Below are 23,096 nucleotides of genomic sequence, written 5' to 3'. Positions count from 1 at the left end.
GTCGGTAGAGAAATTCCATGTCCGAACACCTGATCCAGATCGAACAGCATGGTGGCGTGCGCCTGCTGCGCCTGAACCGCCCCGAGGCGCTCAATGCCTTCACTGCGGCCATGCTGGGCCAGCTCCGCCAGGCACTGGAAGCGGCGGCCGAGGACAGCGCCACGCGCTGCGTGCTGATCACCGGCGCCGGCCGCGCCTTCAGCGCCGGCCAGGATCTGGCCGATCCGCATGTGGCGCCCAGCCGCGAGCCCGGTGCGGCTCCGAAGGACATCGGCCACATGCTGGATCACTACTACATCCCGCTGGCGCTGCGGCTGCGCAGCATGCCGGTGCCGGTGCTGGCCGCCGTCAACGGCGTGGCGGCCGGCGCTGGCGCCAACATGGCCTTCGGCTGCGACCTCGTGCTGGCGGGCGAGAGTGCCAGCTTCCTGCAGGCCTTCTCCAAGATCGGCCTGCTGCCGGACTGCGGCGGTACCTGGCTGCTGCCGCGGCTGGTGGGCCGTGCCAAGGCGCTGGAGCTGGCGTTGCTGGGCGACAAGCTCAAGGCGGTGGAGGCTGAGCGGCTGGGTTTGATCTCGCGCGTGGTGCCCGACGCCGAATTGCAGGACACCGCCATGGCCATCGCGCAGAAGCTGGCCGGCATGCCCACGCGTGCGCTGGTCGAGACGCGCCGCGCGCTGGACGAAGCAATGAAGCTCGACTTCGAGCCCGCCCTCAAGCTCGAGGCGGCGCTGCAAAGCCAGCTCGGCTTTTCGCATGACTATCTCGAAGGCGTGGCGGCGTTCATGGACAAGCGCAAGCCCGAGTTCAAGGACCGTTGATGGATGCGCAAGCGACCGCCGAGAAGGTTCGCGACGTGATGCTCGCGGACGATGCCGCGACCCGGATGCTCGGCATGCAGATCGTTCAGGTCGCGCCGGGTCGTGCCGTCGCGACGATGACCGTGCGCGCCGACATGCTCAACGGCTTTGCCATCTGCCACGGCGGCCTGATCGCGACGCTCGCGGACTCCGCCTTTGCCTTTGCCTGCAACAGCCGCAATGCGCTGACGGTGGCCTCCGGCTTTGGCATCGATATCCTGAAGTCGGCCAGGCTCGGCGATGTGCTGACCGCCACCGCCGAGGAAACATCGCTGGCCGGCCGCACGGGGCTTTACGACATCACCGTGAAGAACCAGGACGGTGATCTCATCGCCGTGTTCCGTGGCCGCTCATACCGGTTGGGCGACAGAAAGGTGTTCGAAGCATGACGGTCAAAGGTCCGCGCCCCGGAGAGCTCGAAGCCATCGAAACCGCCAGCCGCGACGAACTGCAGGCCCTGCAGCTCGAACGCCTGCGCTGGAGCCTGCAGCACGCCTACGACCATGTGCCGCACTACAAGGCCAAGTTCGACGAGGCAGGCGTGCATCCGGGCGACCTGAAGACGCTGGCCGATCTGGCCAGGTTCCCGTTCACGACCAAGCACGACCTGCGCGCCAACTACCCGTTCGGCATGTTCGCGATGCCGCGTCAGCAACTGGCGCGCATCCACGCCTCGTCCGGCACGACGGGCAAGCCCACGGTGGTCGGCTACACGCTGAAGGACATCGACCACTGGGCCAACCTCGTGGCGCGCTCCATCCGCGCCGCTGGTGGCCGCGCGGGCGACCTGGTGCACGTGGCCTATGGCTACGGCCTGTTCACCGGCGGCCTGGGTGCGCATTACGGCGCTGAGCGCCTGGGCTGCACCGTCATCCCGATGAGCGGCGGCCAGACCGAGAAGCAGGTGCAGCTGATCACCGATTTCAAGCCCGACATCATCATGGTGACGCCCAGCTATATGCAGGTGCTGGTGGAGGAGTTCACCCGCCAGGGGCTGGATGCACGCGAGTCGTCGCTGAAGGTCGGCATCTTCGGCGCCGAGCCCTGGACCGAGGCGATGCGCTGCGACATCGAGGCCAGCGCCGGTATCGACGCGGTGGACATCTACGGCCTGTCCGAAGTGATGGGCCCGGGCGTGGCCAGCGAGTGCATCGAGAGCAAGGACGGGCCGGTCATCTGGGAAGACCATTTCTACCCCGAGATCATCGACCCCGAGACGGGCGAGGTGCTGCCCGACGGCAGCGAGGGCGAGCTGGTCTTCACGTCGCTGTCCAAGGAAGCGATGCCCGTCATCCGCTACCGCACGCGCGACCTGACGCGCCTGCTGCCGCCCACCTCGCGCAGCATGCGCCGCATGGGCAAGATCGTCGGCCGCAGCGACGACATGCTGATCATCCGCGGCGTCAACCTGTTCCCGACCCAGGTCGAGGAGCTGGTGCTGCAGGAGAAGGGCCTGGGCGGGCAATACCAGCTCGTGGTCAGCCGCAACGGGCCGCTGGATGAGTTGTTGATCCGCTGCGAGCTGGCGCTGGGCGCCACCGACGACGGCATTGGACGTAGGCTGTCGGAGCGCATCAAGAACCTGATCGGCGTGACGGCGACCATCCAGGTCGAGCCGAACAATTCCATCGAACGCACGCTGGTGGGCAAGGCCCGCCGCGTCGTCGATCAACGCAAGAAGTGATGAATGCAAAACACAGCCACAGAGGCACAGAGACACGGAGGAATTCAGAAGCCTCTTCTCTCTGTCTCAGTGCCTCTGTGGCTTTGTTCGTGTTTTTGAATCGAGGAGCTTGATATGTACACGCAAGCAATGGACCTGATGGCTCGCGAGGCCAAGCCCAAGGTCGTCAAAAGCGCCGAGGAGCTGGCCCGCGAGGAAGCGTTTGAAGCTCGCATCGACGCTGGCGAATTCATCGAAGCCAAGGACTGGATGCCCGAGCACTACCGCAAGACGTTGGTGCGCCAGATCAGCCAGCACGCGCACAGCGAGATCGTCGGCATGCTGCCCGAGGGCAACTGGATCACGCGCGCGCCGACGCTCAAGCGAAAGGCGATTCTTCTGGCCAAGGTGCAGGACGAGGGCGGCCATGGTCTCTACCTCTACGCCGCCGCCGAGACCCTGGGCACCAGCCGCGACGAGATGACCGAGGCGCTGCTGTCGGGCAAGGCCAAGTACAGCTCCATCTTCAACTACCCGACGCTGACCTGGGCCGACATCGGCGTCATTGGCTGGCTGGTGGATGGTGCCGCCATCATGAACCAGGTGCCGCTGTGCAGGTGTTCGTATGCGCCCTATGCGCGGGCCATGATCCGCGTCTGCCGCGAGGAGAGCTTCCATCAGCGCCAGGGCTACGAGAGCCTGCTGACGATGATGACCCACGGCAGCGCGGCCCAAAAGGCCATGGTGCAGGATGCCGTGAACCGCTGGTGGTGGCCGTCGCTGATGATGTTCGGCCCGGCGGACAAGGACTCACCCAACTCCGAGCAGAGCATGCGCTGGGGCATCAAGCGCATCACCAACGACCAGCTGCGCCAGAAGTTCGTCGACGCGACGATTCCGCAGGCCGACATCCTCGGCGTGACGGTGCCCGACCCGGCGCTGAAGTGGAACGCCGAGCGCGACGCCTACGACTTCGGAGAGATCGACTGGCGCGAGTTCTGGGCCGTGGTGGGCGGCGAAGGCCCCTGCAACCGCGAGCGCCTGGCCGCCCGCAACAAGGCCTGGGACGACGGCGCCTGGGTGCGCGACGCGGCCCTGGTCCATGCGCGCAAGCAAGCCACCAAGGCGCAAGCCGCCTGAGGAACAACAAGATGAGCAATCCGAAGAACGAATGGCCGCTGTGGGAAGTGTTCGTCCGCAACAAGGCGGGCCTGGACCACAAGCACTGCGGCAGCCTGCACGCCCCCGACTCGGCCATGGCCATCCAGATGGCGCGCGACGTCTACACGCGCCGCCAGGAAGGCACCAGCATCTGGGTCGTGCGCTCCGAGCAGATCGTCGCCAGCGACCCGGCCGAGAAGGGCAGCCTGTTCGACCCGGCCGAGGACAAGGTCTACCGCCATCCGACGTTCTATGAACTGCCGGACGAACTGAACCACATGTGATGGACGCCAAGACCTCCTACGTCCTGCGCCTCGCGGACACCTGCCTCATCCACAGCCAGCGCTTGTCCGAATGGGCTGGCCACGCGCCGGTGCTGGAGGAAGACCTGGCACTGCCCAATATCGCGCTGGACCTGCTGGGCCAGGCCCGCGCATTGCTGACGCACGCCGCCGCACTCGAAGGCGCCGGCCGCGATGAAGACCAGCTCGCCTTTCTGCGCGAGGAGCGCGACTACCGCAACATCATCCTGGTCGAACTGCCGAATGCGGCGGCCAGCCCGAGCGATGGCGGCGGCGGGCGCGACTTCGCACTGACCGTCGTGCGCAACGCGGCCATCGCCATCTGGTTGGAGCTGCTCTACGACCGCCTGCAAACCAGCCTCGACACCGAGCTGGCCGGCATCGCCGCCAAGTCGATCAAGGAAGTGCGCTACCACCGCCAGCATTCCGGCGACTGGGTCGTGCGCCTGGGCGATGGCACGGCGGAGTCGCAGGCCCGCATGCAGGCGGCGCTGAACGTGCTGTGGCCGTATTTCAACGAACTGTTCGCCGCCGATGGTGTCGACGGCGTCGGCCCCGCCTGGAACGAGCTGGAGCCCGAATGGCGCGCCCGCTGGGCCACGCTGATGGCCGAAGCCACGCTCACGCTGCCGCGCGAAAGCGCGATGCAGCCGCGTGGCATTGACGGCATCCACAGCGAGCACATGGGCCACATGCTGGCGACGATGCAGCACCTGCAGCGCATGTATCCCGGAGGCGTGTGGTGAACCACGGAGCCTGGAAGTCGGCGTCCACGGCCCGCGCTGCGTATCCGCAGCCCTCCGGGGTGAGCCTGCAAGAGGCCGTTGGCGGCGTTGCGCCGCTTGCCCGGGCTGACGGCCTGAGCTGCGCGTCGCGCCTTGCCACCGACCCCTTGCCGACCCACCGCGAGCCATGTACGCCGCCTTCCAGGCTCCTCGCCGCCCGCGCCAAGCTCAACGCCGTGCCCGACCCCGAGATCCCGGCGGTCAGCCTGGTGGAGCTGGGCATCGTGCGTGACCTGCGCGAGACGGTATCGGGCGTCGAGGTTGTGCTGACGCCAACCTACAGCGGCTGCCCTGCCACCGAGCTGATCGCCGACGACGTGCGTGCGGCGCTGGCCGAGTTCGGCGACGTGACCGTGACGATGCAGCGTGCGCCGGCTTGGAGCACCGACTGGATCACGCCCGAGGGCCGCGAGAAGCTGCAGCAGTACGGCATCGTGCCGCCGCAGTGCAGCGGCGAGCAGGCCATCCGCATCGTGCCGCGCCTGCGCTGCCCGCGCTGCGACAGCAGCAGCACCCAGCAGCTCTCCCGCTTCGGCTCCACCGCGTGCAAGTCGACGTGGCGCTGCATCGAGTGCCTCGAACCTTTCGAATATTTCAAGCCGATCTAGAACATGACGCCCCCACGTTCACTTCGTTCACTGCCCCCCAGGGGGGCGCCAGTGCCCTTCGGGCGGCCGGGCGGGCACTGACATGGCCCTCCATTTCCACCCCCTGCGTGTGACCTCCGTCGAGCGCGACACCGACGACGCCATGGTTGTCGGCTTCGAAGCGCCTGCTGACGGTTTCGGCTTCGAACCCGGCCAGTACTTGACCCTGCGCGCCAGCGTCGGTGGCCAGGAGCTGCGCCGCAGCTACTCCATCTGCTCCGACCGCCGCCTGCAGGTCGGCATCCGCCGCGTCGATGGCGGCGCCTTCTCCAGCTGGGTGCATGAGCAGCTCAAGGCCGGCGACGTCATCGAGTCCTACCCGCCGCAAGGGCGCTTCTTGATGCCAGCCGCGCAGGCCGAGGGCCGCCATGTGCTCTTCATCGCCGGCGGCTCGGGCATCACGCCCATCATCGCCATCCTGACGGCGCTGCTGGAGCGCGAACCGACGGCCCGCGCGACGCTGATCTATTCGAACCGCCGCACCGCGTCGACGATGTTCAAGGAAGAACTCGAAGACCTGAAGAACCGCTTCATGACGCGGCTGTCCCTGCACCTGGTCTTTAGCCGCGAGGCCGTCGACGCGCCGCTGTACGGCGGCCGCCTGGATGCGGGCAAGCTCAGCGCCTTCCTGGCCGGCCCGGTGCCGGCGGCGAGCATTGACGAAGTCTTCGTCTGCGGCCCCTTCGAGATGAACGACCAGGCCGAGGCTGCGCTGCTCGGCTCGGGCATCCCGGCCGAGCGCATCCACATCGAGCGCTTCGGCACGCCGGAGACGCTATCCGGCAAACCCGTGCCCCACGAGGTCAAGCCTGGTGATGCGCCCCAGGCCCGCGTGACCGTCATCCGCGACGGCCTGTCGCGCGAGATCGAATTCCACTCAACCGACCCCAGCCTGCTCGACGCCGCCGCACGCGAAGGTATGGATGTGCCGTTCTCGTGCAAGAGCGGCGTCTGCTCCACCTGCCGCTGCAAGCTCATCGAGGGCGAGGTGCGCATGGACAAGAACTTCGCGCTGGACAAGGCCGAGGTCGCCGCCGGCTTCATCCTGAGCTGCCAGGCCCATCCGTTGACGGAGCGGGTCGTGATTTCCTTCGACGAACGCTGATGGCACGCAAACGCGCCCCCGGCTTCGAAGCCCAACGCGAGGACATCCTCGCCGCCGCCGCCCGCCTGTTTGCCGAGCAGGGCTTCAGCGCCACGTCGATGAACCAGGTCGCCGAGGCCTGCGGCGTCGCCAAGCCGACCCTGTACCACTACTTCCAGGACAAGCAGGAGCTGCTGGCCCAGATCTGCGACAGCCATGTGCATGCGCTGCTGGCCCTGGTCGAAGAGGTCAAGTCCCGGCAGCTGACGCCCGACGCGCAGCTGCGCGCCCTCATCGAGCGCTTCACGCGTTCCTATGCCGACGCCCAGGCCCAGCACCGCGTGCTGACCAGCGAGATCAAGTTCCTGGCCGATGCCGAGCGCGAGCGCCTGCTCGACGTGGAGCGCCGCGTCGTCAGCGAGTTCGCGGCGGCCGTCTGCCAGGTACGTCCCGAACTGCGCGACGCCAACCTGCACAAGCCGCTGACCATGCTGCTTTTTGGCATGATCAACTGGACCTTCACCTGGCTGCGGCCCGACGGCGAGCTCTCGCACGAGGCGCTCGCCACTCTGGTCAGTGACCTGTTCTTTGGCGGCCTCGGTGCAGTGCAGCTGCGCCAGGCCGCCCTCATTCCATAAACCCGATGACATCCCGAGGAGACGACCCCATGAAGCCATACAAGCAACTCGCCCTGGCCCTGGCCGCCACGCTGAGCCTGGCGGCCCAGGCTGACATCACCGTCGGCGTCACGTTGTCGGCCACCGGCCCGGCGGCCTCGCTCGGGATCCCGGAGAAGAACACCGTCGCCCTGATGCCGACCACCATCGGCGGCCAGAAGGTCAACTACATCGTGCTGGACGACGCCTCCGACACGACGACGGCCGTCGCCAACACGCGCAAGCTCATCACCGACAGCAAGGTCGACATCGTCATCGGCTCCACCGTCACGCCCAACTCGCTGGCGATGATCGATGCGGTGTCAGAAGCGCAGACGCCGATGATCTCGATGGCCGCTTCGGCACGCATCGTCGAGCCTGTCGACGCGAAAAAGCGCTGGGTCTTCAAGACGCCGCAGAACGACATCATGATGGCGCTGGCCATCGTGACCCACATGGTCGACAACGGCATCAAGACGGCCGGCTTCATCGGCTTTGCCGACGCCTATGGTGAAGGCTGGTGGGGCGAGTTCAACAAGATCGCTGCGACGAAGAAGCTCAACGTCGTCGCGAGCGAACGCTACAACCGCACGGACACGTCGGTCACCGGCCAGGTGCTCAAGCTGGTCGCCGCCAAGCCCGACGCCATCCTGATCGCCGGCTCGGGCACGCCCGCCGCGCTGCCGCAGAAGGCGCTCAGGGAGCGCGGCTATGCCGGCAAGATCTATCAGACCCATGGCATCGCCAACAACGACTTCCTGCGCGTCGGCGGCAAGGACGTCGAAGGCACGCTGCTGCCCGCTGGCCCGGTGCTCGTCGCGGCCCAGCTGCCGGCCGACCACCCGGTGAAGAAGAGCGCCCAGGACTACATTGCCAAGTACGAGGCCGCCCACGGCAAGGGCTCGGTCTCGACCTTCGGCGGTCATGCCTGGGACGCCGGCCTGCTGCTCGCCGCCGCCGCGCCCGAGGCGCTGAAGAAGGCCCAGCCCGGCACGCCGGCCTTCCGCGCCGCGCTGCGCGATGCGCTGGAAAACGTGAAGAACCTGGCCGGCGCGCATGGCGTCTACAACATGTCGTCAGGTGACCACCTGGGCCTGGACCAGCGCGCCCGCGTGATGGTGCAGATTGAAAACGGCGCTTGGAAACTCATCAAGTGAGCACGCTTCAAAGTTACATCGCCGGCCACTGGGTCGGCGAACGAGCGGCCAAGCCGCTGGCCAGTGCGATCAACGGCCGCGTGGTTGCGCATACGCATGAAGAGGGCCTGGACTTTGCCGAGGCCATGGCCTTTGCGCGCGGCACGGCGCTGCCCAGCCTGCTGCGCACCCATTTCCAGGACCGCGCCCGCGTGCTGAAGGCGCTGGCCGCCTACCTGATGGAGCGCAAGGAAGAGCTGTACGCCATCAGCGCCCACACCGGCGCGACGCGCAGCGACTCCTGGATCGACATCGAGGGCGGCATCGGCACCTTGTTTGCCTACGCCTCCATCGGCGGCAAGGACCTGCCGAGCAGCAATGTGCTGCACGAGGGCCCGGCCATGCGGCTGGGCGCCAACAACCACTTCATCGGCAGCCATGTGATGGTGCCCAAGCGGGGCGTGGCCCTGCACATCAACGCCTTCAATTTCCCGATGTGGGGGATGCTGGAGAAGTTTGCGCCGAGCTTCCTGGCCGGCATGCCTTGCCTGATCAAGCCTGCCACGGCCACCAGCTATGTGGCCGAGGCCTGCGTGCGCCTCATCGTCGAGTCGGGCCTGGTGCCGGTCGGCGCGCTGCAGCTCATCATTGGCGGCACGGGTGATCTGTTCGAGCGCCTGGACGAGGCCGACGTCGTCACCTTCACCGGCAGCGCCGACACCGCGCTGATGCTGAAGGCCCACCCGAACCTGCTGAAGAAGAGCATCCCCTTCAACGCCGAGGCCGACAGCCTGAACTGCGCCATCCTCGCGCCCGACGTGACGCCGGATGACCCGGAGTTCGACCTCTTCATCAAGGAGGTGGCGCGCGAGATGACGGCCAAGGCCGGCCAGAAGTGCACGGCCATCCGCCGCACCATCGTGCCCGCCAGCCGCATCGATGCGGTGGCCACTGCACTGAAGGCGCGCCTGTCCAAGACCGTGGTGGGTGACCCGGCTGTCGAAGGCGTGCGCATGGGCGCGCTGGCCAGCAAGGCGCAGCAGGCCGACGTGGCCGAACGCGTGGCCCAACTGGCCAAGAACTGCGAGCTGCTGCTGTCCGGGCGCGACGGTTTTGCGCCTAAGGGCGAAGGTGTCAGCGACGGCGCGTTCTTCGCCCCGACGCTGCTGCTGGCCCGCGACTCGGCTGCGAGCGACGCCCACCACCTGGAAGCCTTCGGCCCGGTGACGACGCTGCTGCCCTATGGCGATTTCGAGGAGGCCCTGCACCTGGCGACGCTGGGCCGCGGCAGCCTGGTCGGCACCATCTGCACGAAGACGCCGGCACTCGCTGCGCAAGCTGTGCCGACCTTTGCAGCCTGGCATGGCCGCATGCTGGTGCTGGACCGCGAAGCCGCGCTGGAGAACACCGGCCATGGTTCGCCGCTGCCCAAGCTCAAGCACGGCGGCCCCGGCCGCGCGGGCGGCGGCGAGGAACTGGGCGGCCTGCGCGCCGTGAAGCACTACCTGCAGCGCTGCGCCGTGCAGGGCTCGCCGACGATGATCTCGGCTATCACCGGTGAGTACCAGCGCGGCGGCACCGTCACTGAAAGCGACATCCATCCCTTCCGTCGCTACTTCGAGGACGTCGAGGTGGGCATGAGCCTGCTGACCCACCGCCGCACGGTGGGCGAGGCCGACATCGTCGCCTTCGGTGGCCTGTCGGGCGACTACTTCTACATGCACTTCGACGAGGTCGCCGCGAAGGAATCGCCCTTCGGCCAGCGCATTGCCCACGGCTACTTCGTGCTGTCGGCCGCGGCAGGGCTGTTCGTCAGCCCGGCGCCAGGCCCGGTGCTCGCGAACTACGGCTTGGAGAATCTGCGCTTCGTCACGCCCGTGGCGATCGGCGACACCATCCAGGCACGCCTGACCGCCAAGCGCAAGATCGACCGCCCGCCGCGCGACGACCAGCCCGCGCAAGGCGTCATCGGCTGGGATGTGGCCGTGACCAACCAGCGCGATGAGCTGTGCGCGAGCTACGAGATCCTGACGCTGGTGGCCAAGCGCATCGCGGGATGAACGCAGCGCAGGCCCGAGCAATCGCCTTGGGCCTGCCCGGTGCGGTCGAAACGCCTCATCACGAACTGACGTCCTTCCGGCTGCCAGGCGCGAAGGGCAAGATCTTCGCGACGATGACGCCCGACGGCGCGGAGCTGCGCGTCTTCATCAAGGACGAGGATTCGCGCGATGCGTGGATCGATCGTGAGGCCGGCGTCGTTGAGCCGCTGTTCTGGGGCGCCAGACGCTGCGGCGTGAAGCTGCTGCTCGCGAAAGCCAAGCTGGGCTGCGTCAAGGAGTTGCTCTCGCAGTCCTGGCGCGAGAACGGCGGAGTCAGCGCGTGACCGGGCCTTCGCCGGCTGCCGCCTTCAGGTCTGCGCGGCGTGCGCCCGTGAAGCGCTTGGCCCAGTAGGAATCGCGCATGTCTTCCACCCGCACGGCGCTGCCGGTGCGCGGGGCGTGGATGAACTTGCCTTCGCCGACATAGATGCCCACATGGCTGAAGGTGCGCTTCATCGTGTTGAAGAACACCAGGTCGCCAGGCTTGAGTTCGTTCTGGTGGATGGGCAGCAGGCTGCTGTCCTTGGCCTGTTCGTCGGCGCGGCGCGGCAGCACCAGGCCCACGCTCATCTCGAAGATGTGGCGGGTGAAGCCGCTGCAGTCAAAGCCGTTCTCGACCGAATTGCCGCCGCGCGTGTAGCGCACGCCGAGGAAGTTCATGGCCGACAGCACCAGGTCGGACGCGGTGTCGCGCACGCTGGCCAGCAGGCGAGATGACCCGCCCGATTCAGCGCTGGCCAGCAGGCCGCGTTCGCTGAGGAAGCGGCTGACGGCATCCTGGGCCGTTGCGGGCTTGGTGGCGCCTGCCGGCTGGGTGTTGGCCTTGTCCGTGGCGGCCTGCTGCTGCAGGCTCTGGCCGTAGGCTCCCGTCATCGTGCCTGGTGGCGGCGTGACTGTCGCGGCCTGGGCCACGCCTTGCGCATGCGCAGCAAAGCTGGCGGCCAGGAGGCCGGCAACAGCGATGCGGTTCAGCAGGGCAGCAGACAAGGGCATTCAGGAAGAGAGAAACCGGGGCGGACCGTGGGCGGTCGCGATAGCGGAGCGGGACAGCGGCGCGGAGGTTAGGGGGGCACCCTGGCACCGTCAATCGAAGCGGACGTAAAGCGCGCGATTTTCAGGGCAAACCCCGGCTTTGCCGACGGCGAACCCCGTAAAAACCCTGCAATTCATCACGCCAAGGTGTTGCGAAAGGTCAGATTGCCGTCAGTGCCCCGGATTCACACTCCCCGCATGACCAAGTCCTATGCCGAATTCCACAGACGCTCGTTGAGCGAGCGCGACGCCTTCTGGGCCGAGCAAGCCAGGCGCATTGATTGGCAGACGCCGCCGCAGCAAATCTGTGATGCAAGCAACCCACCGTTCGCACGTTGGTTCGTCGGTGGCACGACCAATCTCTGCCACAACGCGGTGGATCGGCATGCCGCCACGCGGCCCGACGACCGTGCGCTGATCTGGGTGTCGACCGAAGTCGGGCAGGAAAAGGTCTACAGCTTTGCCGAACTGCAGGCTGAGGTCGAGGTGATGGCCGCCATGCTGGTCGCGCAGGGGGTGGGCTCTGGCGACCGCGTGCTGATCTACATGCCCATGATTCCGGAGGCCGCGTTCGCGATGCTGGCCTGCGCGCGCATCGGCGCCATCCATTCGGTCGTGTTCGGGGGCTTCGCATCGGTCAGCCTGGCCAGCCGCATCGAGGACGCGACGCCGAAACTCATCATCAGCGCCGACGCGGGCAGCCGCGCCGGCAAGACGCTGCCCTACAAGCCGCTGCTCGACGAGGCCATTCAGTTGTCCGCGCACAAGCCGGCCGCGGTGCTGATGGTGGACCGCGGCCTGGTGCCCTTTGAGCGTGTGGCTGGTCGCGACCTGGACTACGCCGCGTTGCGCCGCCAACATGCCGACGCCTGCGTGCCCTGCGTCTGGCTCGAGTCCAACACGCCAAGCTATACCCTCTACACCAGCGGCACGACAGGCAGGCCCAAGGGCGTGCAGCGGGACGTCGGCGGCCATGCGGTGGCGCTGGCCACCAGCATGGACTGGATCTTCGGTGGCAAGCCGGGCGAGACCTATTTCTCCACCAGCGACATCGGCTGGGTCGTGGGCCACAGCTATATCGTCTACGGGCCACTGATCGCCGGCATGGCGACGCTGATGTACGAGGGCACGCCGGTCAACCCTGACGCAGCCGTGCTGTGGAGCCTGGTCGAGAAATACAAGGTGACCGTCATGTTCAGCGCGCCGACGGCGGTGCGCGTGCTGAAGAAGCATGACGCCGCGCTGCTCAAGCGCCACGACCTCTCGTCGCTGCGTGCGCTCTTCCTGGCCGGTGAACCGCTGGACGAGCCCACGGCAAGCTGGATCGCCGACGGGCTTGGCGTCCCGATCATCGACAACTACTGGCAGACCGAGACCGGCTGGCCGCTGCTGACGGTGGCCCACCACATCCCCGGTGTCGAAGCCGTGCCGACGCGCCTGGGCTCGCCCGGCGTGGCGATGTATGGCTATGACGTGAAGCTGCTCGACGAGAACACCGGCGCCGAGCTCACCGAGCCCAACCAGAAGGGCGTGCTCGTCATCGAGCATCCGCTGCCGCCGGGCACGTTGCAGACGGTCTGGGGCGACGACGCGCGCTTCGTCAACACCTATTGGAAGAGCGTGCCGGGCCGCGAGGTGTACTCCACCTTCGACTGGGGCCTGCGCGATGCCGACGGCTACACCTTCATCCTCGGCCGCACGGACGACGTCATCAATGTGGCCGGCCACCGCCTGGGTACGCGTGAGATCGAGGAATGCATTTCGGGCCACAAGGCGGTGGCCGAGGTCGCCGTCGTCGGCGTGGCTGATCAACTCAAGGGCCAGGTCGCCATCGCCTTCGTGGTGTTGCGCGATCCCGGCCAAGCCTCGCTCGCGCTGGAGGGCGAGGTCATGAAGCATGTCGACGCCCAGCTGGGTGCGGTGGCGCGGCCGGCGCGCGTCTACTTCGTGACGCTGCTGCCCAAGACGCGATCGGGCAAGCTGCTGCGCCGCGCGCTGCAGGCCGTGGCCGAGGGACGTGATCCGGGCGACCTGACGACGCTGGACGATCCGAGCGCATTGATCCAAGTAAAAACCCTGCTGCAGAAATAGGGGAGTGCCGAACGGCTGAGGCCGTTCCGGCAAAGAGAATCGCGCCCTTCCCACAAGGAGACGCGATGAAACCCGTCCTGACCACGCTCGCCACCCTGGCGCTGATCGCCGCCGCGCAGGCTCAACCCAAGCTGCCGGCCCCCAATTTCCCGACCTTCGGCAGCGTCGCCGATGTGCAGGCCCGCTGCGACACCGGCCTCAAAGGCGCCAGGCAGCGCGTTGCGCAGCTGGAGAAGCGCAAGGTCGACGCCGGCTGGCTGGCCGCCTATGACGACCTGACCGTCTATCTGGAGGACAACCAAGGCCCCAATGACTTCGTCCTCAACGTCCATCCGACCAAGGCCGTGCGCGACGCCGCCCAGGCCTGCTCGCTGCGCTGGGCCGACTTCGGTTCCAGCTTCGGCCAGAACGAGAAGGTCTACCGCGCGCTGCAGAAGGCGCCCAAGAAGGACGCCATCGATGCCGAGCTGGTGCGCCTGGCCTCGGGCCAGTTCGAGGACAGCGGCGTGGCCCTGCCCAAGGCCAAGCGCGAGCGCGCCAAGCAGATCCTGGACAAGCTGACCGAGCTGGACCAGCAGTTCAACAAGAAGATTCGCGACGCCGGCACGCGCGTGGCCTTCACCGAGGCCGAACTCAAGGGTGTGCCGGCCAGCGTCTGGGAAAAGGCCAAGCGCGACGAGCAGGGCCGCATCCTGCTGGGCGTGGACTACCCGAGCTACGTGCCGGTCATGCGCAGCGCCGAGAGCGGCGAGGCGCGCCAGCGCATGTGGCTGGCCAAGGTCAACGAGGGCGGCCAGGGCAACCTCGACCTGCTGACGCAGATTGTCACGCTGCGCGGCGAGTACGCCAAGCTGTTCGGCTTCGACAACTATGTCGACTTCAACCTGCGCCGCCAGATGGCCAAGGATGGCACGACGGCGACGCGCTTCCTCGACTCCGTGACCGGTGCCGTCAACGCCCGTGAGAACACAGAGCTGCAGGAGCTGCGTGCCGACAAGGCCAAGCACCTGGGCACGCCGCTGGAGCAGACCAAGGTCGAGCGCTGGGACGCCACCTTCTACAGCGAGCGCGTCAAGCTGCAGAAGTTCAGCGTCGATCAGAACGCCTTCCGCCCCTACTTCCCGCCCCAGGCCAGCCTGGAGTTCTCGATGCACATCATCGAGAAATTGATGGGCGTGAAGTACCAGCGCATCGACAACAAGCTCTGGCAGGACGAGGCCCAGACCTATGTCGTCAGCGACGCCGCTTCGGGCAAGCCCATCGCGCAGCTCTACGTCGACCTCTACCCGCGCGACGGCAAGTACAACCACGCGGCCGTCTGGCCGCTGCGCGGCAGCGCGACGCGCATTGGCCGCACGCCGGTGGCGGCGCTCGTCGTCAACTTCGACCGCAACGGCCTGACGCTGGACGAGGTCGAGACCCTGCTGCACGAGCTGGGCCATGCGGTGCATGTGAACCTGTCCAACACGCGCTATGCGGCTACCGCGGGCACCAGCGTCATGCATGACTTCGTCGAGGCGCCGTCGCAGATGCTGGAGGACTGGGTCTATGACAAGAAGGTGCTGAAGCTGATGCAGGAGGTCTGCCCGACCTGCAAGCCCGTGCCGGACGTGATGGTGGACCAGGTCGAGGCCGCCAAGCACTACGGCAAGGGTGGCCAGTTCGGCCGCCAGCATCTGTATGCCAGCTACGACATCACGCTGCACCAGAGCGCCAAGCCCGAGCCGATGCCGCTGTGGGCCAAGATGGAAGGCGCCACGCCGCTGGGCCATGTGCAGGGCACGATGTTCCCGGCCGGCTTTGCCCATATCGCCGGCAGCTATGGCGCCGGGTACTACGGCTATTTGTGGAGCCTGGTCGTCGCCATGGACCTGCGCACGGCGTTTGCGGCCGACAAGCTCAGCCCCGAAGTCGGCAAGCGCTACCGTGACCTGGTGCTGGGCCAGGGCGCGCAAAAGCCGGCGCCCGAGCTGGTCAAGGACTTCCTGGGCCGCGAGAGCAACTCACAGGCGTTCTTCGAGTACCTGAAGAAGTAGTCAGGCGCAGCTACCGCCCGAACCACAGCTGTGGCTCGCGGCGGTTTCTGCCGCCAGTTCGCGGCATTCGCCCGTCACCGGGTCGAAGCCGCGCTGCTCCATCGTGAACACCAGGGCCGCGTCCATCATCTCGGCGTGCTGCGGAAACCAGCCGGCCAGCTCCGTGCGCAGGATGTTCAGCGGTTCGCGGTCGTTCAGCTCATTGGCATAGCGCAGCGCCTCGCGCATCACGTTCAGCACCATGGCGTGCTGGCTGGCATGGCAGTTCTGCGCCTCGAAGCCGCAGCGCGCCATCCAGTCCTCCTCCATCGCGAAATGGGCTTCGGTGTGAGCCAACAGCGCGTGGTAGGCGGGCAGGGCGTCGATGCCGGCGTCCAGCGCAGCGCCGAAGGCGTTCAGCAGGCCGACGAACTCTTCGTGGGTCGTGTCCAGCGTAGGCTGGTTCAGGACCAGTTTGTCGGTCCAGGCAAGCGTAGTCATGCGGGGATGCTAGTGAGGCGCGACAAGGGCGTGTTGAGCCAGCTCAAACCAGCCGCGCGCGGTGGCGGGCCACCTGGGCGCGCACCTGGGCCGGCGCGGTGCCACCGAGCACATTGCGCGCGTTCAGCGAACCTTCCAGCGACAGCACGTCGAACACATCGGCCTCGACGCGGGCATCGAAGGTCTTCAGTTCTTCAAGCGTCAGTGCGGCCAGGTCGACACCCTTTGCCGTCGCCGTCTTCACCGCATGGGCGACCACCTCGTGCGCGTCACGGAAAGCCACGCCCTTCTTGACGAGGTAGTCGGCCAGGTCCGTCGCCGTCGCATGGCCCTTCAGCGCCGCGGCGCGCATGGCTTCGGGCTTGACGGTCAGGCCGGCCAGCATGTCGGCAAAGATGCGCAGCGTGTCCTTCAGCGTGTCCACCGTGTCGAACAAGGGCTCCTTGTCTTCCTGGTTGTCCTTGTTGTAGGCCAGGGGCTGGCCCTTCATCAGCGTGACGAGGCCGACGAGGTGGCCGACAACGCGGCCCGTCTTGCCGCGCGCCAGTTCGGGCACGTCGGGGTTCTTCTTCTGCGGCATGATCGACGAGCCGGTGCAGAAGGCGTCGGGCAGGGCGATGAAGCCGAAGTTCTGGCTCATCCACAGGATCAGCTCCTCGGACAGCCGCGAGATGTGCAGCATCACCAGCGTGGCGGCCGACGAGAACTCGATCGCGAAGTCGCGGTCGCTCACCGCATCCAGGCTGTTCTGGCACACGCCCTCCATGCCCAGCGTCTTCGCGACGCGCTCGCGGTCCAGTGGATAGCTGGTGCCGGCCAGCGCGGCCGCGCCCAGCGGCAGGCGGTTGACGCGCTTGCGCGTGTCCCCCATACGCTCGGCATCGCGGGCAAACATCTCCACATAGGCCAGCAGGTGGTGGCCGAAGCTGACCGGCTGCGCCACCTGCAGGTGCGTGAAGCCGGGCAGGATCACATCGGCATGCTCGCTGGCCTTTTCCACCATCACGGTCTGCAGAGCCTTGAGCAGGCCGCTGATCTCGTCGATCTCGCCGCGCAGCCACAGGCGCACGTCGGTCGCGACCTGGTCGTTGCGGCTGCGGCCGGTGTGCAGCCGCTTGCCGGCAATGCCGACGCGCTCGGTCAGGCGGGCCTCGATGTTGAGGTGCACGTCCTCCAGGTCCAGCTTCCACTCGAACTGGCCGGCCTCGATCTCGGCGGCGATCTCGTTCAGGCCGCGCTGGATGGCGTCGTGATCCTCGGCGCTCAGGATGCCCTGGGCCGCCAGCATCTCGGCATGAGCGAGGCTGCCGGCGATGTCGGCCCGCCACAGGCGCTGGTCGAAGCCGACGCTGGCCGTGTAGCGCTTGACCAGATCGCTCATCGGCTCTGAGAAGAGGGCGGACCAGGCTTGGGACTTATTCGCGAGTTGGTTGTCTGACATGACTGAGATGAGGCGGGCGGCGGAATTCAGCGCGCAAAATGCAGGCGCAGCCCGGGATTATCGAACGCCAACAAATCCGAGCCCCACATGCCCTTCTTCAAGCGTCGCGCGCCAGCGCACCACAGCGTCTGGCACGAGTCCATGCAGCTCAGCCAATGGCTGGGCTTCGCGGCCACCGAGCTGCCTGAACTGCCCGAGCTCAACAAGGCGCCGCTGCTGGACCCGACGCGCGCCTTCGATGTCTGCCACGTTGGCCTGGTGCTGCGCGCCGTGCTTGGCGTGCAGCTGTTGCTGGCCCTGGGGGTAGCCGTCGTCGCGCGCGATGCCGGCCAATGGCTGACGCTGACGGCCAACGGCACGGTCGTGACGATGTTCGCCGTGCTGTCCTGGCTGCTCGTCGTCTGCGCGGCCAAGCGGCTGTGGCCGCGCCTGCCCGAGCCGGTGCAGTGGGGCGCACTGATGCTGCTCGGCGCCGTCGGTGCCCTGATGGGCTTTGGCCTTCTGAGCCTGACGAGCGAAGACCCGGCCGGCGCCTGGCGCATCGCCAGCATCGCCGTCTGCGGCGCCAGCGGCGCGGCCCTGCTGCTGGCCTGGCTCAAGATGCGCGAGCACACCCAGCGCCCGGCCGACGCCCTGGCTCAGCTCGTCGAGTTGCAGTCGCGCATCCGGCCGCACTTCCTGTTCAACACGCTGAACAGCGCCATCGCTCTCGTGCAGATCGACCCGGCGCGCGCCGAGAGCGTGCTGGAGGACCTCGCCGAGCTTTTCCGCGTGGCCCTGGCCGACGCCAGCGCCTCGGTCACGCTGGCCGAGGAGGTCGAGCTGGCGCGCCGCTACCTCGCCATCGAGCAGATCCGCTTCGGCAAGCGGCTGCGCATCGTCTGGCACCTCGACCCCGAGGCGAACAGCGTGCGCGTACCGCCGCTGCTGCTGCAGCCGCTGGTAGAGAACGCGGTGCGCCATGGCGTCGAGCCCAATGACGAGGGCGGCGAGCTGGAGGTCACCACGATGCGCCGCGGCGCCGAGGTCGAGATCCGCATCGTCAACACCGTCGGCGGGCCGACGCGAACGGCCGGCCATGGCCTGGCCCTGCGCAATGTGCGCCAGCGGCTGAAGCTGATGCACGATGTCGCGGCGCGCTTCGAGATCGAATCCACCGAGCAGCGCTTTTCCTTGCGTATCCTGGTGCCGTTATGACCACAGCCCTGCGCGTCCTCCTCGTCGACGACGAACCCCTGGCCCGGCTGCGCCTGCGCGGCCTGGTCGACGCCATCCAGGAACCGCGCTGCGAGGTCGTCGCCGAGGCGGCCACCGGTTCCCAGGCCGCGGCCTGGCTGCGCGAACATGGCTGCGACATCGTGCTGCTGGACGTGCAGATGCCCGGCGCCGACGGCCTGCAGCTCGCCGACAGCCTGGCCCAGCGTCAGGCGGATCAGCCCGGCCTGCCGGCGCCGCTGATCATTTTCGTCACGGCCCATGCCATGCATGCGCTGCGCGCCTTCGAACTCGACGCGCTGGACTATCTGACCAAGCCCGTGCGCCGCGAGCGCTTGCAGGCCGCCCTGGCCCGCGCCGCGCAGCGCCTGGCCGAGCGGGGTGCCGCCCAGGCCCAGCAGCCGTTGGACACGCCCGGCGCGCCCGGCGCTCCTGATATGGCTGACTTCGTCACGCTGACCGACCGGGGCCGCCTGCTGCGCGTGCCGATCGCGGAGGTGCTGTATTTCAAGGCCGAACTGAAATACCTGACGCTGCGCACCGCCAGCGAAAGCCATGTGATGGACGGGGCCCTGTCCGACCTGGAGCAGCGCTTCGGCGAGCGCTTCCTGCGCGTGCACCGCAACGCGCTGGTGGCGCGCTGGGCCGTGCGCGAACTGGAGCGCCACGCGCCGACATCCTTCGGTGAGCTGGATGGCGGTGACTCCGCCGAGGTGGCCGACAGCTGGGCGGTGCGCGTCGTCCATGTCGACGAATGGCTGGCCGTGTCACGCCGCCAGGTGGCGGCCGTGCGCGAGGCACTGGCGGGGCAGGCGCGTTGAGGCGAGGCAGGAGGTGGCTGGCGTTGGGCCTGCTGATGCTGGCGACTGCCGGCGGCCTGGCCGGGTGGCGGGTGTGGCGGCCACCGCAGCCCAGCTCGGCGGCGCCAGTCGCCGCGCCATCGGTCGCGGCCAGCTCGACGCCGGTGCCAGCGCTGGCGACTGCGGCCGCGCGGTCCATCGCGGCCTCCGTGGTGCAGCCACAGGCCAGCGGGCCGGCGGGCGCCGAGTCGAAGGAATTCGTCGAGGTCTGCGGCTTCGGCCGGGTGAAGCGTGCCGACATGGATGGCAAGAGCGAGGAGCCGCCGCCTTGGGCGCAGGTCTGGGAGCGGCAGGCCGAGGAGGGCAGGGCCAGCCTGCTCAGGCGTTTGGAGGCGGGTAGCCCGGGGCAGCGTATCTCCGCCGCCGTGCTGCGTGACGACGTGCAGGCGGCCGCCGCGCTCGCGGCCACGACCACCGACGCGGCAGCCTATCGCCTGGCACTGAGTGCCTGCCGCAACGATGCAGCCCGCCGAGTTGCTGCCGCCAGGCCGCCTTTACCGCCGGCGTCGAATCCCAGTGGCGTGTTCCTGACAGAACCGCAGGCCCCCGGTCCTCTGCCGACGGCCTGTGCCGCACTGACCCTGGAAAGGCTGGAGCTGCTCAACCCTGGCGACGCCTGGCCCTGGCAAGCCCGCATGCAGGACAGCCAGCAGCGTGGCGACGCAGCGGGTGTTTCCCAGGCCCTCTATCAATTCGCCCAGCGTGCCCGCACGGCCCCGCCATTCAGGCCGCTATCCATCGCCATGGCCGAAGTCGCGGCGGCCGAGCCGACGCCGGAGGAGGCCATGGCTCTGATGATGGTGCTTGGGAAAGACATGGGCATCATGCAAAGCCCGCACTTCGAGATCTCGCGCGCCTGCCGCCCCGAAACGCTCGGTGATGCCAACAGGCGCCAGCTTTGCGAGCAAGCCGTGCGACGCCTGCCCGAGATGACGACGGAGCTCATCGAAGCCAGCCTGCTGTACAGGCTGGAGGAGCGCGTCGGCCTGGTGCACAGCGCCAAGGCTCTGCAGCGCGATGAGGGCAACCGGGTCCTTGAGGCGATGGCGGCAGATTCGATGCGGTGGTTGAAAGAGCCCAACTGTGGCGGCCTCAGCCGCATGGGGCGACAGCTCGCCCTGCTGGCTCGCCAGGGCGAGCTGGCCTATGCCCGCACGGTGATGAAGGACAGGCCGGCATCCGCGCCACCCTGAGGCGGCCGGCCTTGCCTATGTTGACGGCATGACTGCACGGACGCATCGCTGGGTTGGGATCGTGGCGGCCGGAGTGGCGGCCCTGCTGGCGCTGTGGGCCGTGAAACGGGGTTGGCCACGAGATCTTGGCGGTTCGATGGCTCAGGAAAGTGCTCCGGTCGTCGCAGCGTCGAGTGCTGGCGCGACCATCCTGGCGCGCGTCATGGCCCCGCCGGCGTCCCACGCCTTGCCGCGGCCGATCGACGCGCCACGTGCTTCGGCAGCGCTCGTGCCCGATGACAACCTTGCGCTGGCCCAGCGCATGAAAGCCGACTGGTGCGGCTTTGGCGCGGCCGAGCAACTGCGACTGGGAAAGGCCTTGTACGAAAAGGCCGCTTCAGGCATTGGCGCTGCAGATGCCATGGCCTCGCTGAACGAGTCTGTGAGCAGCGGCCTGTTGGCGCAGGCCAGCGCCCAGGTTCTGCAACATTGGATCCAGGCACTGCAACGGGGTGATCCGCGCTCGCAGGCGCTGGCCGACTACCTGAGCACGGAGGACGAAGCGCGAGCTCGCCTTCAGCAGCGTGCCCGCAGTTCCACCGATCCGATGGTGACGGCCCTGGCCCTGTTGCGACCCTGTGCTGCGGGCGGTTGCGCCAACGTCGAGGCGTCACAGTGGTCGCGGCTGGAGCCTGCCAATCTGCAGGCCTGGCTGGCGCTGCTGAACGTTCCGAGCGGCGCGGGCCGAGCTCAGCAGGCTTATGTACTGGAGCGCGCGGCGAGCGAGACGCGTTATTCGCGCAGCTACCAGCAGGAGGCCTTTTCCCTGCTGCTTGGGCTGCCTCAGAGCGAGGCGCCGGGTTTGATGGGTCAGGCCGAGATCGACCTGATCAATGGCATCGCTGCGGCCTGGCCCATTCAGAACCTGCGGCCACTTCTCGAACACTGTCGGTCCGGGCCGGCCGATTCCGTTGTGGCGGACCGCTGTGCGACCGTCGCCAGCATGCTGTGGCAGCAGGGCGACCAGCTCGACCGCGGCCTGGCCATCGCCCTGGCGCGCGCGGCGTTGCCCGGCCGTCCTGGCCTGCGGCCGCAATGGGAGCCGCGGGCGCGCGAATACGAAGCGGTCAGCGAATGGGGCAAGGGCGCCATGGAGCGCGTGATGAATCGCCTCATCCCCGACATGCAGGCGCCGTCGCCGCCGTGCCAGTTGCAGCCGGTGCTGAGGCAGATGCAGCAGGAAGCGGCAGCCCAGCGCGACTGGGAGCGCGCGCGGATGGAGATGCGCCAGGCTGGCGCCAATGAGGCCGAACTGGCCGGGCGCTGGCGTCAGGCGGCCGGGCGCAGCGCCCTGGACCCGCTGTCGCCGCGCCAGCCAGCCTCTGCCAGCAAGGATTGAGTCAACCTGCTGGTACCCGCTGCATCGCCCCCAGGCTCTCCAGGATCAGCGCATTGACCCGCCCCGCCTCGGCAATCGGCGCCATGTGGCCGGCGCCTTCCAGCATCTGCAGCTTCACCAGCGGCAGGCGCACTGACAGGCTCTGCGCCACGCGGCGGGCGCTGGCGCGGGTGGCGCCGCCGCAGATCAGTTGCACCGGCATGCGCAGCAGGTCCAGCAGGCTGTCGCTCCATTGCGCGGCGAACAGGGCCTCGAAATGGCGGCGCACCGTCGGCATGGCTTCGGCGATACGCAGCTGTGCGGCGATGTCCATCTCGGGCCAGACGTCGCGACCTTGCCAATAGGCGCAGAAACCGCGCGCGGCGCCGAAATCGTCGCTGCGGTCGAGTGCGGCACTCAGCGTGGCAGCGATCCCGCTGATTTCCTCCCACTCCGGCTCATTCGGACCCAGGGCTGGCAGCACGCCGAAGGCCACGGGTTCGTACAAGGTCAGCGACAGCACGCGCTGCGGCTGCTGCAGGGCCATCTGCAGGGCGACGGCACCTCCATAGCTGTGGCCGACGAGATGAAAGCCCTGGTTGGTTGCGAACGGCAAGCCGGCCAGCACGCCGTTGGCTTCGACGGACAACTGGCTGGGCATCAGCTCCGGCCAGTCGGGCCGGCCGCCATGGCCGTAGAGATCGGGCGTGTGCCACTGCCAGGCGTCACCACTCTGGGCAACGAGGCGGCGCCATTGCTTGCCGCTGGCGGCGCTGGAGTGCAGGCAGACGACGGGGGTGGCGTGGGGCTCGGTCATGGCGATCTCCGGTGTGTGGCGGCATCCTCCGGTGCCCGTGTTTCAAGCAGGCTGCGCAGGGCCGGGCGTTTGTTTCATTCGTTTCAGGCCGCCGCGCCGGCGGGCGGCGCAGGGGATCACGAACCCAGTCGCATGGAAGGGGCTGTAGGTATGGGCCTACCCGTGAGCAGGCAGCAGGCCG

General features: G+C 67.9%; 22 protein-coding genes. 18 read left to right on the top strand and 4 right to left on the bottom strand.

Features of this window, described 5'->3' with window-relative positions; genetic code table 11:
* Nucleotides 1-17 precede the first annotated feature (17 nt).
* The 12 genes from ACXJLH_RS18980 (at nt 18) to ACXJLH_RS18925 (ending at nt 10,677) form a co-directional block, all read left to right on the top strand.
* On the top strand, nt 18-821 hold the full coding sequence (locus ACXJLH_RS18980; protein ID WP_457445732.1) for an enoyl-CoA hydratase-related protein: 804 nt from the start codon (nt 18-20) through the stop codon (nt 819-821).
* Nucleotides 821-1,249: a hydroxyphenylacetyl-CoA thioesterase PaaI gene (paaI, locus tag ACXJLH_RS18975; protein WP_457445731.1), complete on the top strand. Its 429-nt coding sequence runs from the start codon at nt 821-823 to the stop codon at nt 1,247-1,249. The genes ACXJLH_RS18980 and paaI overlap by 1 nt, the downstream gene beginning before the upstream one ends.
* Complete coding sequence (paaK, locus tag ACXJLH_RS18970; protein WP_457445730.1) at nt 1,246-2,544, top strand: phenylacetate--CoA ligase PaaK; 1,299 nt, start codon at nt 1,246-1,248, stop codon at nt 2,542-2,544. The genes paaI and paaK overlap by 4 nt, the downstream gene beginning before the upstream one ends.
* A gap of 114 nt (nt 2,545-2,658) precedes the next feature.
* Nucleotides 2,659-3,663 (top strand): 1,2-phenylacetyl-CoA epoxidase subunit PaaA, encoded by a 1,005-nt coding sequence (gene paaA / locus ACXJLH_RS18965; protein WP_457445729.1) that lies wholly within the window; start codon nt 2,659-2,661, stop codon nt 3,661-3,663.
* Nucleotides 3,664-3,674: 11 nt separating this feature from the next.
* Nucleotides 3,675-3,968, top strand: coding sequence for a 1,2-phenylacetyl-CoA epoxidase subunit PaaB (paaB, locus tag ACXJLH_RS18960; protein ID WP_457445728.1), 294 nt, complete (start codon nt 3,675-3,677; stop codon nt 3,966-3,968).
* A complete protein-coding gene (gene paaC, locus ACXJLH_RS18955; protein WP_457445727.1) occupies nt 3,968-4,732 on the top strand; it encodes a 1,2-phenylacetyl-CoA epoxidase subunit PaaC in 765 nt (254 codons plus the stop codon). Before paaB ends, paaC begins: the two co-directional genes overlap by 1 nt.
* Nucleotides 4,729-5,379: a 1,2-phenylacetyl-CoA epoxidase subunit PaaD gene (gene paaD, locus ACXJLH_RS18950; RefSeq protein WP_457445726.1), complete on the top strand. Its 651-nt coding sequence runs from the start codon at nt 4,729-4,731 to the stop codon at nt 5,377-5,379. The genes paaC and paaD overlap by 4 nt, the downstream gene beginning before the upstream one ends.
* An 82-nt stretch (nt 5,380-5,461) precedes the next feature.
* A complete protein-coding gene (gene paaE / locus ACXJLH_RS18945; protein WP_457445725.1) occupies nt 5,462-6,523 on the top strand; it encodes a 1,2-phenylacetyl-CoA epoxidase subunit PaaE in 1,062 nt (353 codons plus the stop codon).
* Nucleotides 6,523-7,140: a TetR/AcrR family transcriptional regulator gene (locus ACXJLH_RS18940; RefSeq protein WP_457355895.1), complete on the top strand. Its 618-nt coding sequence runs from the start codon at nt 6,523-6,525 to the stop codon at nt 7,138-7,140. Before paaE ends, ACXJLH_RS18940 begins: the two co-directional genes overlap by 1 nt.
* Nucleotides 7,141-7,169: 29 nt before the next feature.
* The gene (locus ACXJLH_RS18935; RefSeq protein WP_457355894.1) at nt 7,170-8,315 is read left to right on the top strand and encodes an ABC transporter substrate-binding protein; all 1,146 of its coding nucleotides are present in this window, start codon (nt 7,170-7,172) and stop codon (nt 8,313-8,315) included.
* Nucleotides 8,312-10,354: a phenylacetic acid degradation bifunctional protein PaaZ gene (paaZ, locus tag ACXJLH_RS18930; RefSeq protein WP_457445724.1), complete on the top strand. Its 2,043-nt coding sequence runs from the start codon at nt 8,312-8,314 to the stop codon at nt 10,352-10,354. The genes ACXJLH_RS18935 and paaZ overlap by 4 nt, the downstream gene beginning before the upstream one ends.
* A 26-nt stretch (nt 10,355-10,380) precedes the next feature.
* Nucleotides 10,381-10,677 (top strand): MmcQ/YjbR family DNA-binding protein, encoded by a 297-nt coding sequence (locus tag ACXJLH_RS18925; RefSeq protein WP_457355892.1) that lies wholly within the window; start codon nt 10,381-10,383, stop codon nt 10,675-10,677.
* Here the strand turns inward: ACXJLH_RS18925 and ACXJLH_RS18920 are convergent.
* Nucleotides 10,667-11,386 carry a C40 family peptidase gene (locus ACXJLH_RS18920; RefSeq protein WP_457445723.1) on the bottom strand — a complete coding sequence of 240 codons (720 nt, stop codon included), beginning with the start codon at nt 11,384-11,386 and terminating at the stop codon, nt 10,667-10,669. The two genes, ACXJLH_RS18925 and ACXJLH_RS18920, sit on opposite strands and share 11 nt — an antisense overlap.
* Nucleotides 11,387-11,623: 237 nt before the next feature.
* Between ACXJLH_RS18920 and ACXJLH_RS18915 the strand changes: the two genes are divergently transcribed.
* On the top strand, nt 11,624-13,516 hold the full coding sequence (locus tag ACXJLH_RS18915; RefSeq protein WP_457445722.1) for a propionate--CoA ligase: 1,893 nt from the start codon (nt 11,624-11,626) through the stop codon (nt 13,514-13,516).
* A gap of 65 nt (nt 13,517-13,581) precedes the next feature.
* The gene (locus ACXJLH_RS18910) at nt 13,582-15,552 is read left to right on the top strand and encodes a M3 family metallopeptidase (protein WP_457445721.1); all 1,971 of its coding nucleotides are present in this window, start codon (nt 13,582-13,584) and stop codon (nt 15,550-15,552) included.
* On the opposite strand, the gene ACXJLH_RS18905 is transcribed toward ACXJLH_RS18910, so the two are convergent.
* Together ACXJLH_RS18905 and argH are read right to left on the bottom strand one after the other, a co-directional pair.
* A complete protein-coding gene (locus tag ACXJLH_RS18905; protein ID WP_056195262.1) occupies nt 15,553-16,032 on the bottom strand; it encodes a hemerythrin domain-containing protein in 480 nt (159 codons plus the stop codon).
* Nucleotides 16,033-16,075: 43 nt separating this feature from the next.
* Nucleotides 16,076-17,473 carry an argininosuccinate lyase gene (gene argH / locus ACXJLH_RS18900; RefSeq protein WP_457445720.1) on the bottom strand — a complete coding sequence of 466 codons (1,398 nt, stop codon included), beginning with the start codon at nt 17,471-17,473 and terminating at the stop codon, nt 16,076-16,078.
* An 87-nt stretch (nt 17,474-17,560) separates the two neighbouring features.
* Here argH and ACXJLH_RS18895 point away from each other — a divergent pair, with 87 nt between their 5' ends.
* The 4 genes from ACXJLH_RS18895 to ACXJLH_RS18880 are packed head-to-tail and all read left to right on the top strand — an operon-like array spanning nt 17,561 to nt 22,119.
* A complete protein-coding gene (locus tag ACXJLH_RS18895) occupies nt 17,561-18,670 on the top strand; it encodes a sensor histidine kinase (protein ID WP_157281364.1) in 1,110 nt (369 codons plus the stop codon).
* A complete protein-coding gene (locus ACXJLH_RS18890; protein ID WP_457445719.1) occupies nt 18,667-19,509 on the top strand; it encodes a LytR/AlgR family response regulator transcription factor in 843 nt (280 codons plus the stop codon). Before ACXJLH_RS18895 ends, ACXJLH_RS18890 begins: the two co-directional genes overlap by 4 nt.
* Before the next feature lie 35 nt (nt 19,510-19,544).
* Nucleotides 19,545-20,741 (top strand): hypothetical protein, encoded by a 1,197-nt coding sequence (locus ACXJLH_RS18885; RefSeq protein ID WP_457445718.1) that lies wholly within the window; start codon nt 19,545-19,547, stop codon nt 20,739-20,741.
* Nucleotides 20,742-20,769: 28 nt separating this feature from the next.
* Nucleotides 20,770-22,119 carry a hypothetical protein gene (locus ACXJLH_RS18880; protein ID WP_457445717.1) on the top strand — a complete coding sequence of 450 codons (1,350 nt, stop codon included), beginning with the start codon at nt 20,770-20,772 and terminating at the stop codon, nt 22,117-22,119.
* Between the two features lies 1 nt (nt 22,120).
* Here ACXJLH_RS18880 and ACXJLH_RS18875 read toward each other — a convergent pair whose 3' ends face one another.
* On the bottom strand, nt 22,121-22,915 hold the full coding sequence (locus ACXJLH_RS18875; protein ID WP_457445716.1) for an alpha/beta fold hydrolase: 795 nt from the start codon (nt 22,913-22,915) through the stop codon (nt 22,121-22,123).
* Nucleotides 22,916-23,096 lie beyond the last annotated feature (181 nt).

The sequence above is a fragment of the Roseateles sp. P5_E4 genome (assembly GCF_054049255.1).
This window is presented reverse-complemented; position numbering and strand designations above follow the sequence as displayed.

Excerpts from the sequence above, each read along its gene's own strand:
- ACXJLH_RS18980 (WP_457445732.1), top strand. The coding sequence starts at position 18 with ATGTCCGAACACCTGATCCAGATCGAACAGCATGGTGGCGTGCGCCTG.
- paaI (WP_457445731.1), top strand. The coding sequence starts at position 821 with ATGGATGCGCAAGCGACCGCCGAGAAGGTTCGCGACGTGATGCTCGCG.
- paaK (WP_457445730.1), top strand. The coding sequence starts at position 1,246 with ATGACGGTCAAAGGTCCGCGCCCCGGAGAGCTCGAAGCCATCGAAACC.
- paaA (WP_457445729.1), top strand. The coding sequence starts at position 2,659 with ATGTACACGCAAGCAATGGACCTGATGGCTCGCGAGGCCAAGCCCAAG.
- paaB (WP_457445728.1), top strand. The coding sequence starts at position 3,675 with ATGAGCAATCCGAAGAACGAATGGCCGCTGTGGGAAGTGTTCGTCCGC.
- paaC (WP_457445727.1), top strand. The coding sequence starts at position 3,968 with ATGGACGCCAAGACCTCCTACGTCCTGCGCCTCGCGGACACCTGCCTC.
- paaE (WP_457445725.1), top strand. The coding sequence starts at position 5,462 with ATGGCCCTCCATTTCCACCCCCTGCGTGTGACCTCCGTCGAGCGCGAC.
- ACXJLH_RS18940 (WP_457355895.1), top strand. The coding sequence starts at position 6,523 with ATGGCACGCAAACGCGCCCCCGGCTTCGAAGCCCAACGCGAGGACATC.
- ACXJLH_RS18935 (WP_457355894.1), top strand. The coding sequence starts at position 7,170 with ATGAAGCCATACAAGCAACTCGCCCTGGCCCTGGCCGCCACGCTGAGC.
- ACXJLH_RS18920 (WP_457445723.1), bottom strand. The coding sequence starts at position 11,386 with ATGCCCTTGTCTGCTGCCCTGCTGAACCGCATCGCTGTTGCCGGCCTC.
- ACXJLH_RS18915 (WP_457445722.1), top strand. The coding sequence starts at position 11,624 with ATGACCAAGTCCTATGCCGAATTCCACAGACGCTCGTTGAGCGAGCGC.
- ACXJLH_RS18910 (WP_457445721.1), top strand. The coding sequence starts at position 13,582 with ATGAAACCCGTCCTGACCACGCTCGCCACCCTGGCGCTGATCGCCGCC.
- ACXJLH_RS18905 (WP_056195262.1), bottom strand. The coding sequence starts at position 16,032 with ATGACTACGCTTGCCTGGACCGACAAACTGGTCCTGAACCAGCCTACG.
- argH (WP_457445720.1), bottom strand. The coding sequence starts at position 17,473 with ATGTCAGACAACCAACTCGCGAATAAGTCCCAAGCCTGGTCCGCCCTC.
- ACXJLH_RS18895 (WP_157281364.1), top strand. The coding sequence starts at position 17,561 with ATGCCCTTCTTCAAGCGTCGCGCGCCAGCGCACCACAGCGTCTGGCAC.
- ACXJLH_RS18890 (WP_457445719.1), top strand. The coding sequence starts at position 18,667 with ATGACCACAGCCCTGCGCGTCCTCCTCGTCGACGACGAACCCCTGGCC.
- ACXJLH_RS18885 (WP_457445718.1), top strand. The coding sequence starts at position 19,545 with ATGCTGGCGACTGCCGGCGGCCTGGCCGGGTGGCGGGTGTGGCGGCCA.
- ACXJLH_RS18880 (WP_457445717.1), top strand. The coding sequence starts at position 20,770 with ATGACTGCACGGACGCATCGCTGGGTTGGGATCGTGGCGGCCGGAGTG.
- ACXJLH_RS18875 (WP_457445716.1), bottom strand. The coding sequence starts at position 22,915 with ATGACCGAGCCCCACGCCACCCCCGTCGTCTGCCTGCACTCCAGCGCC.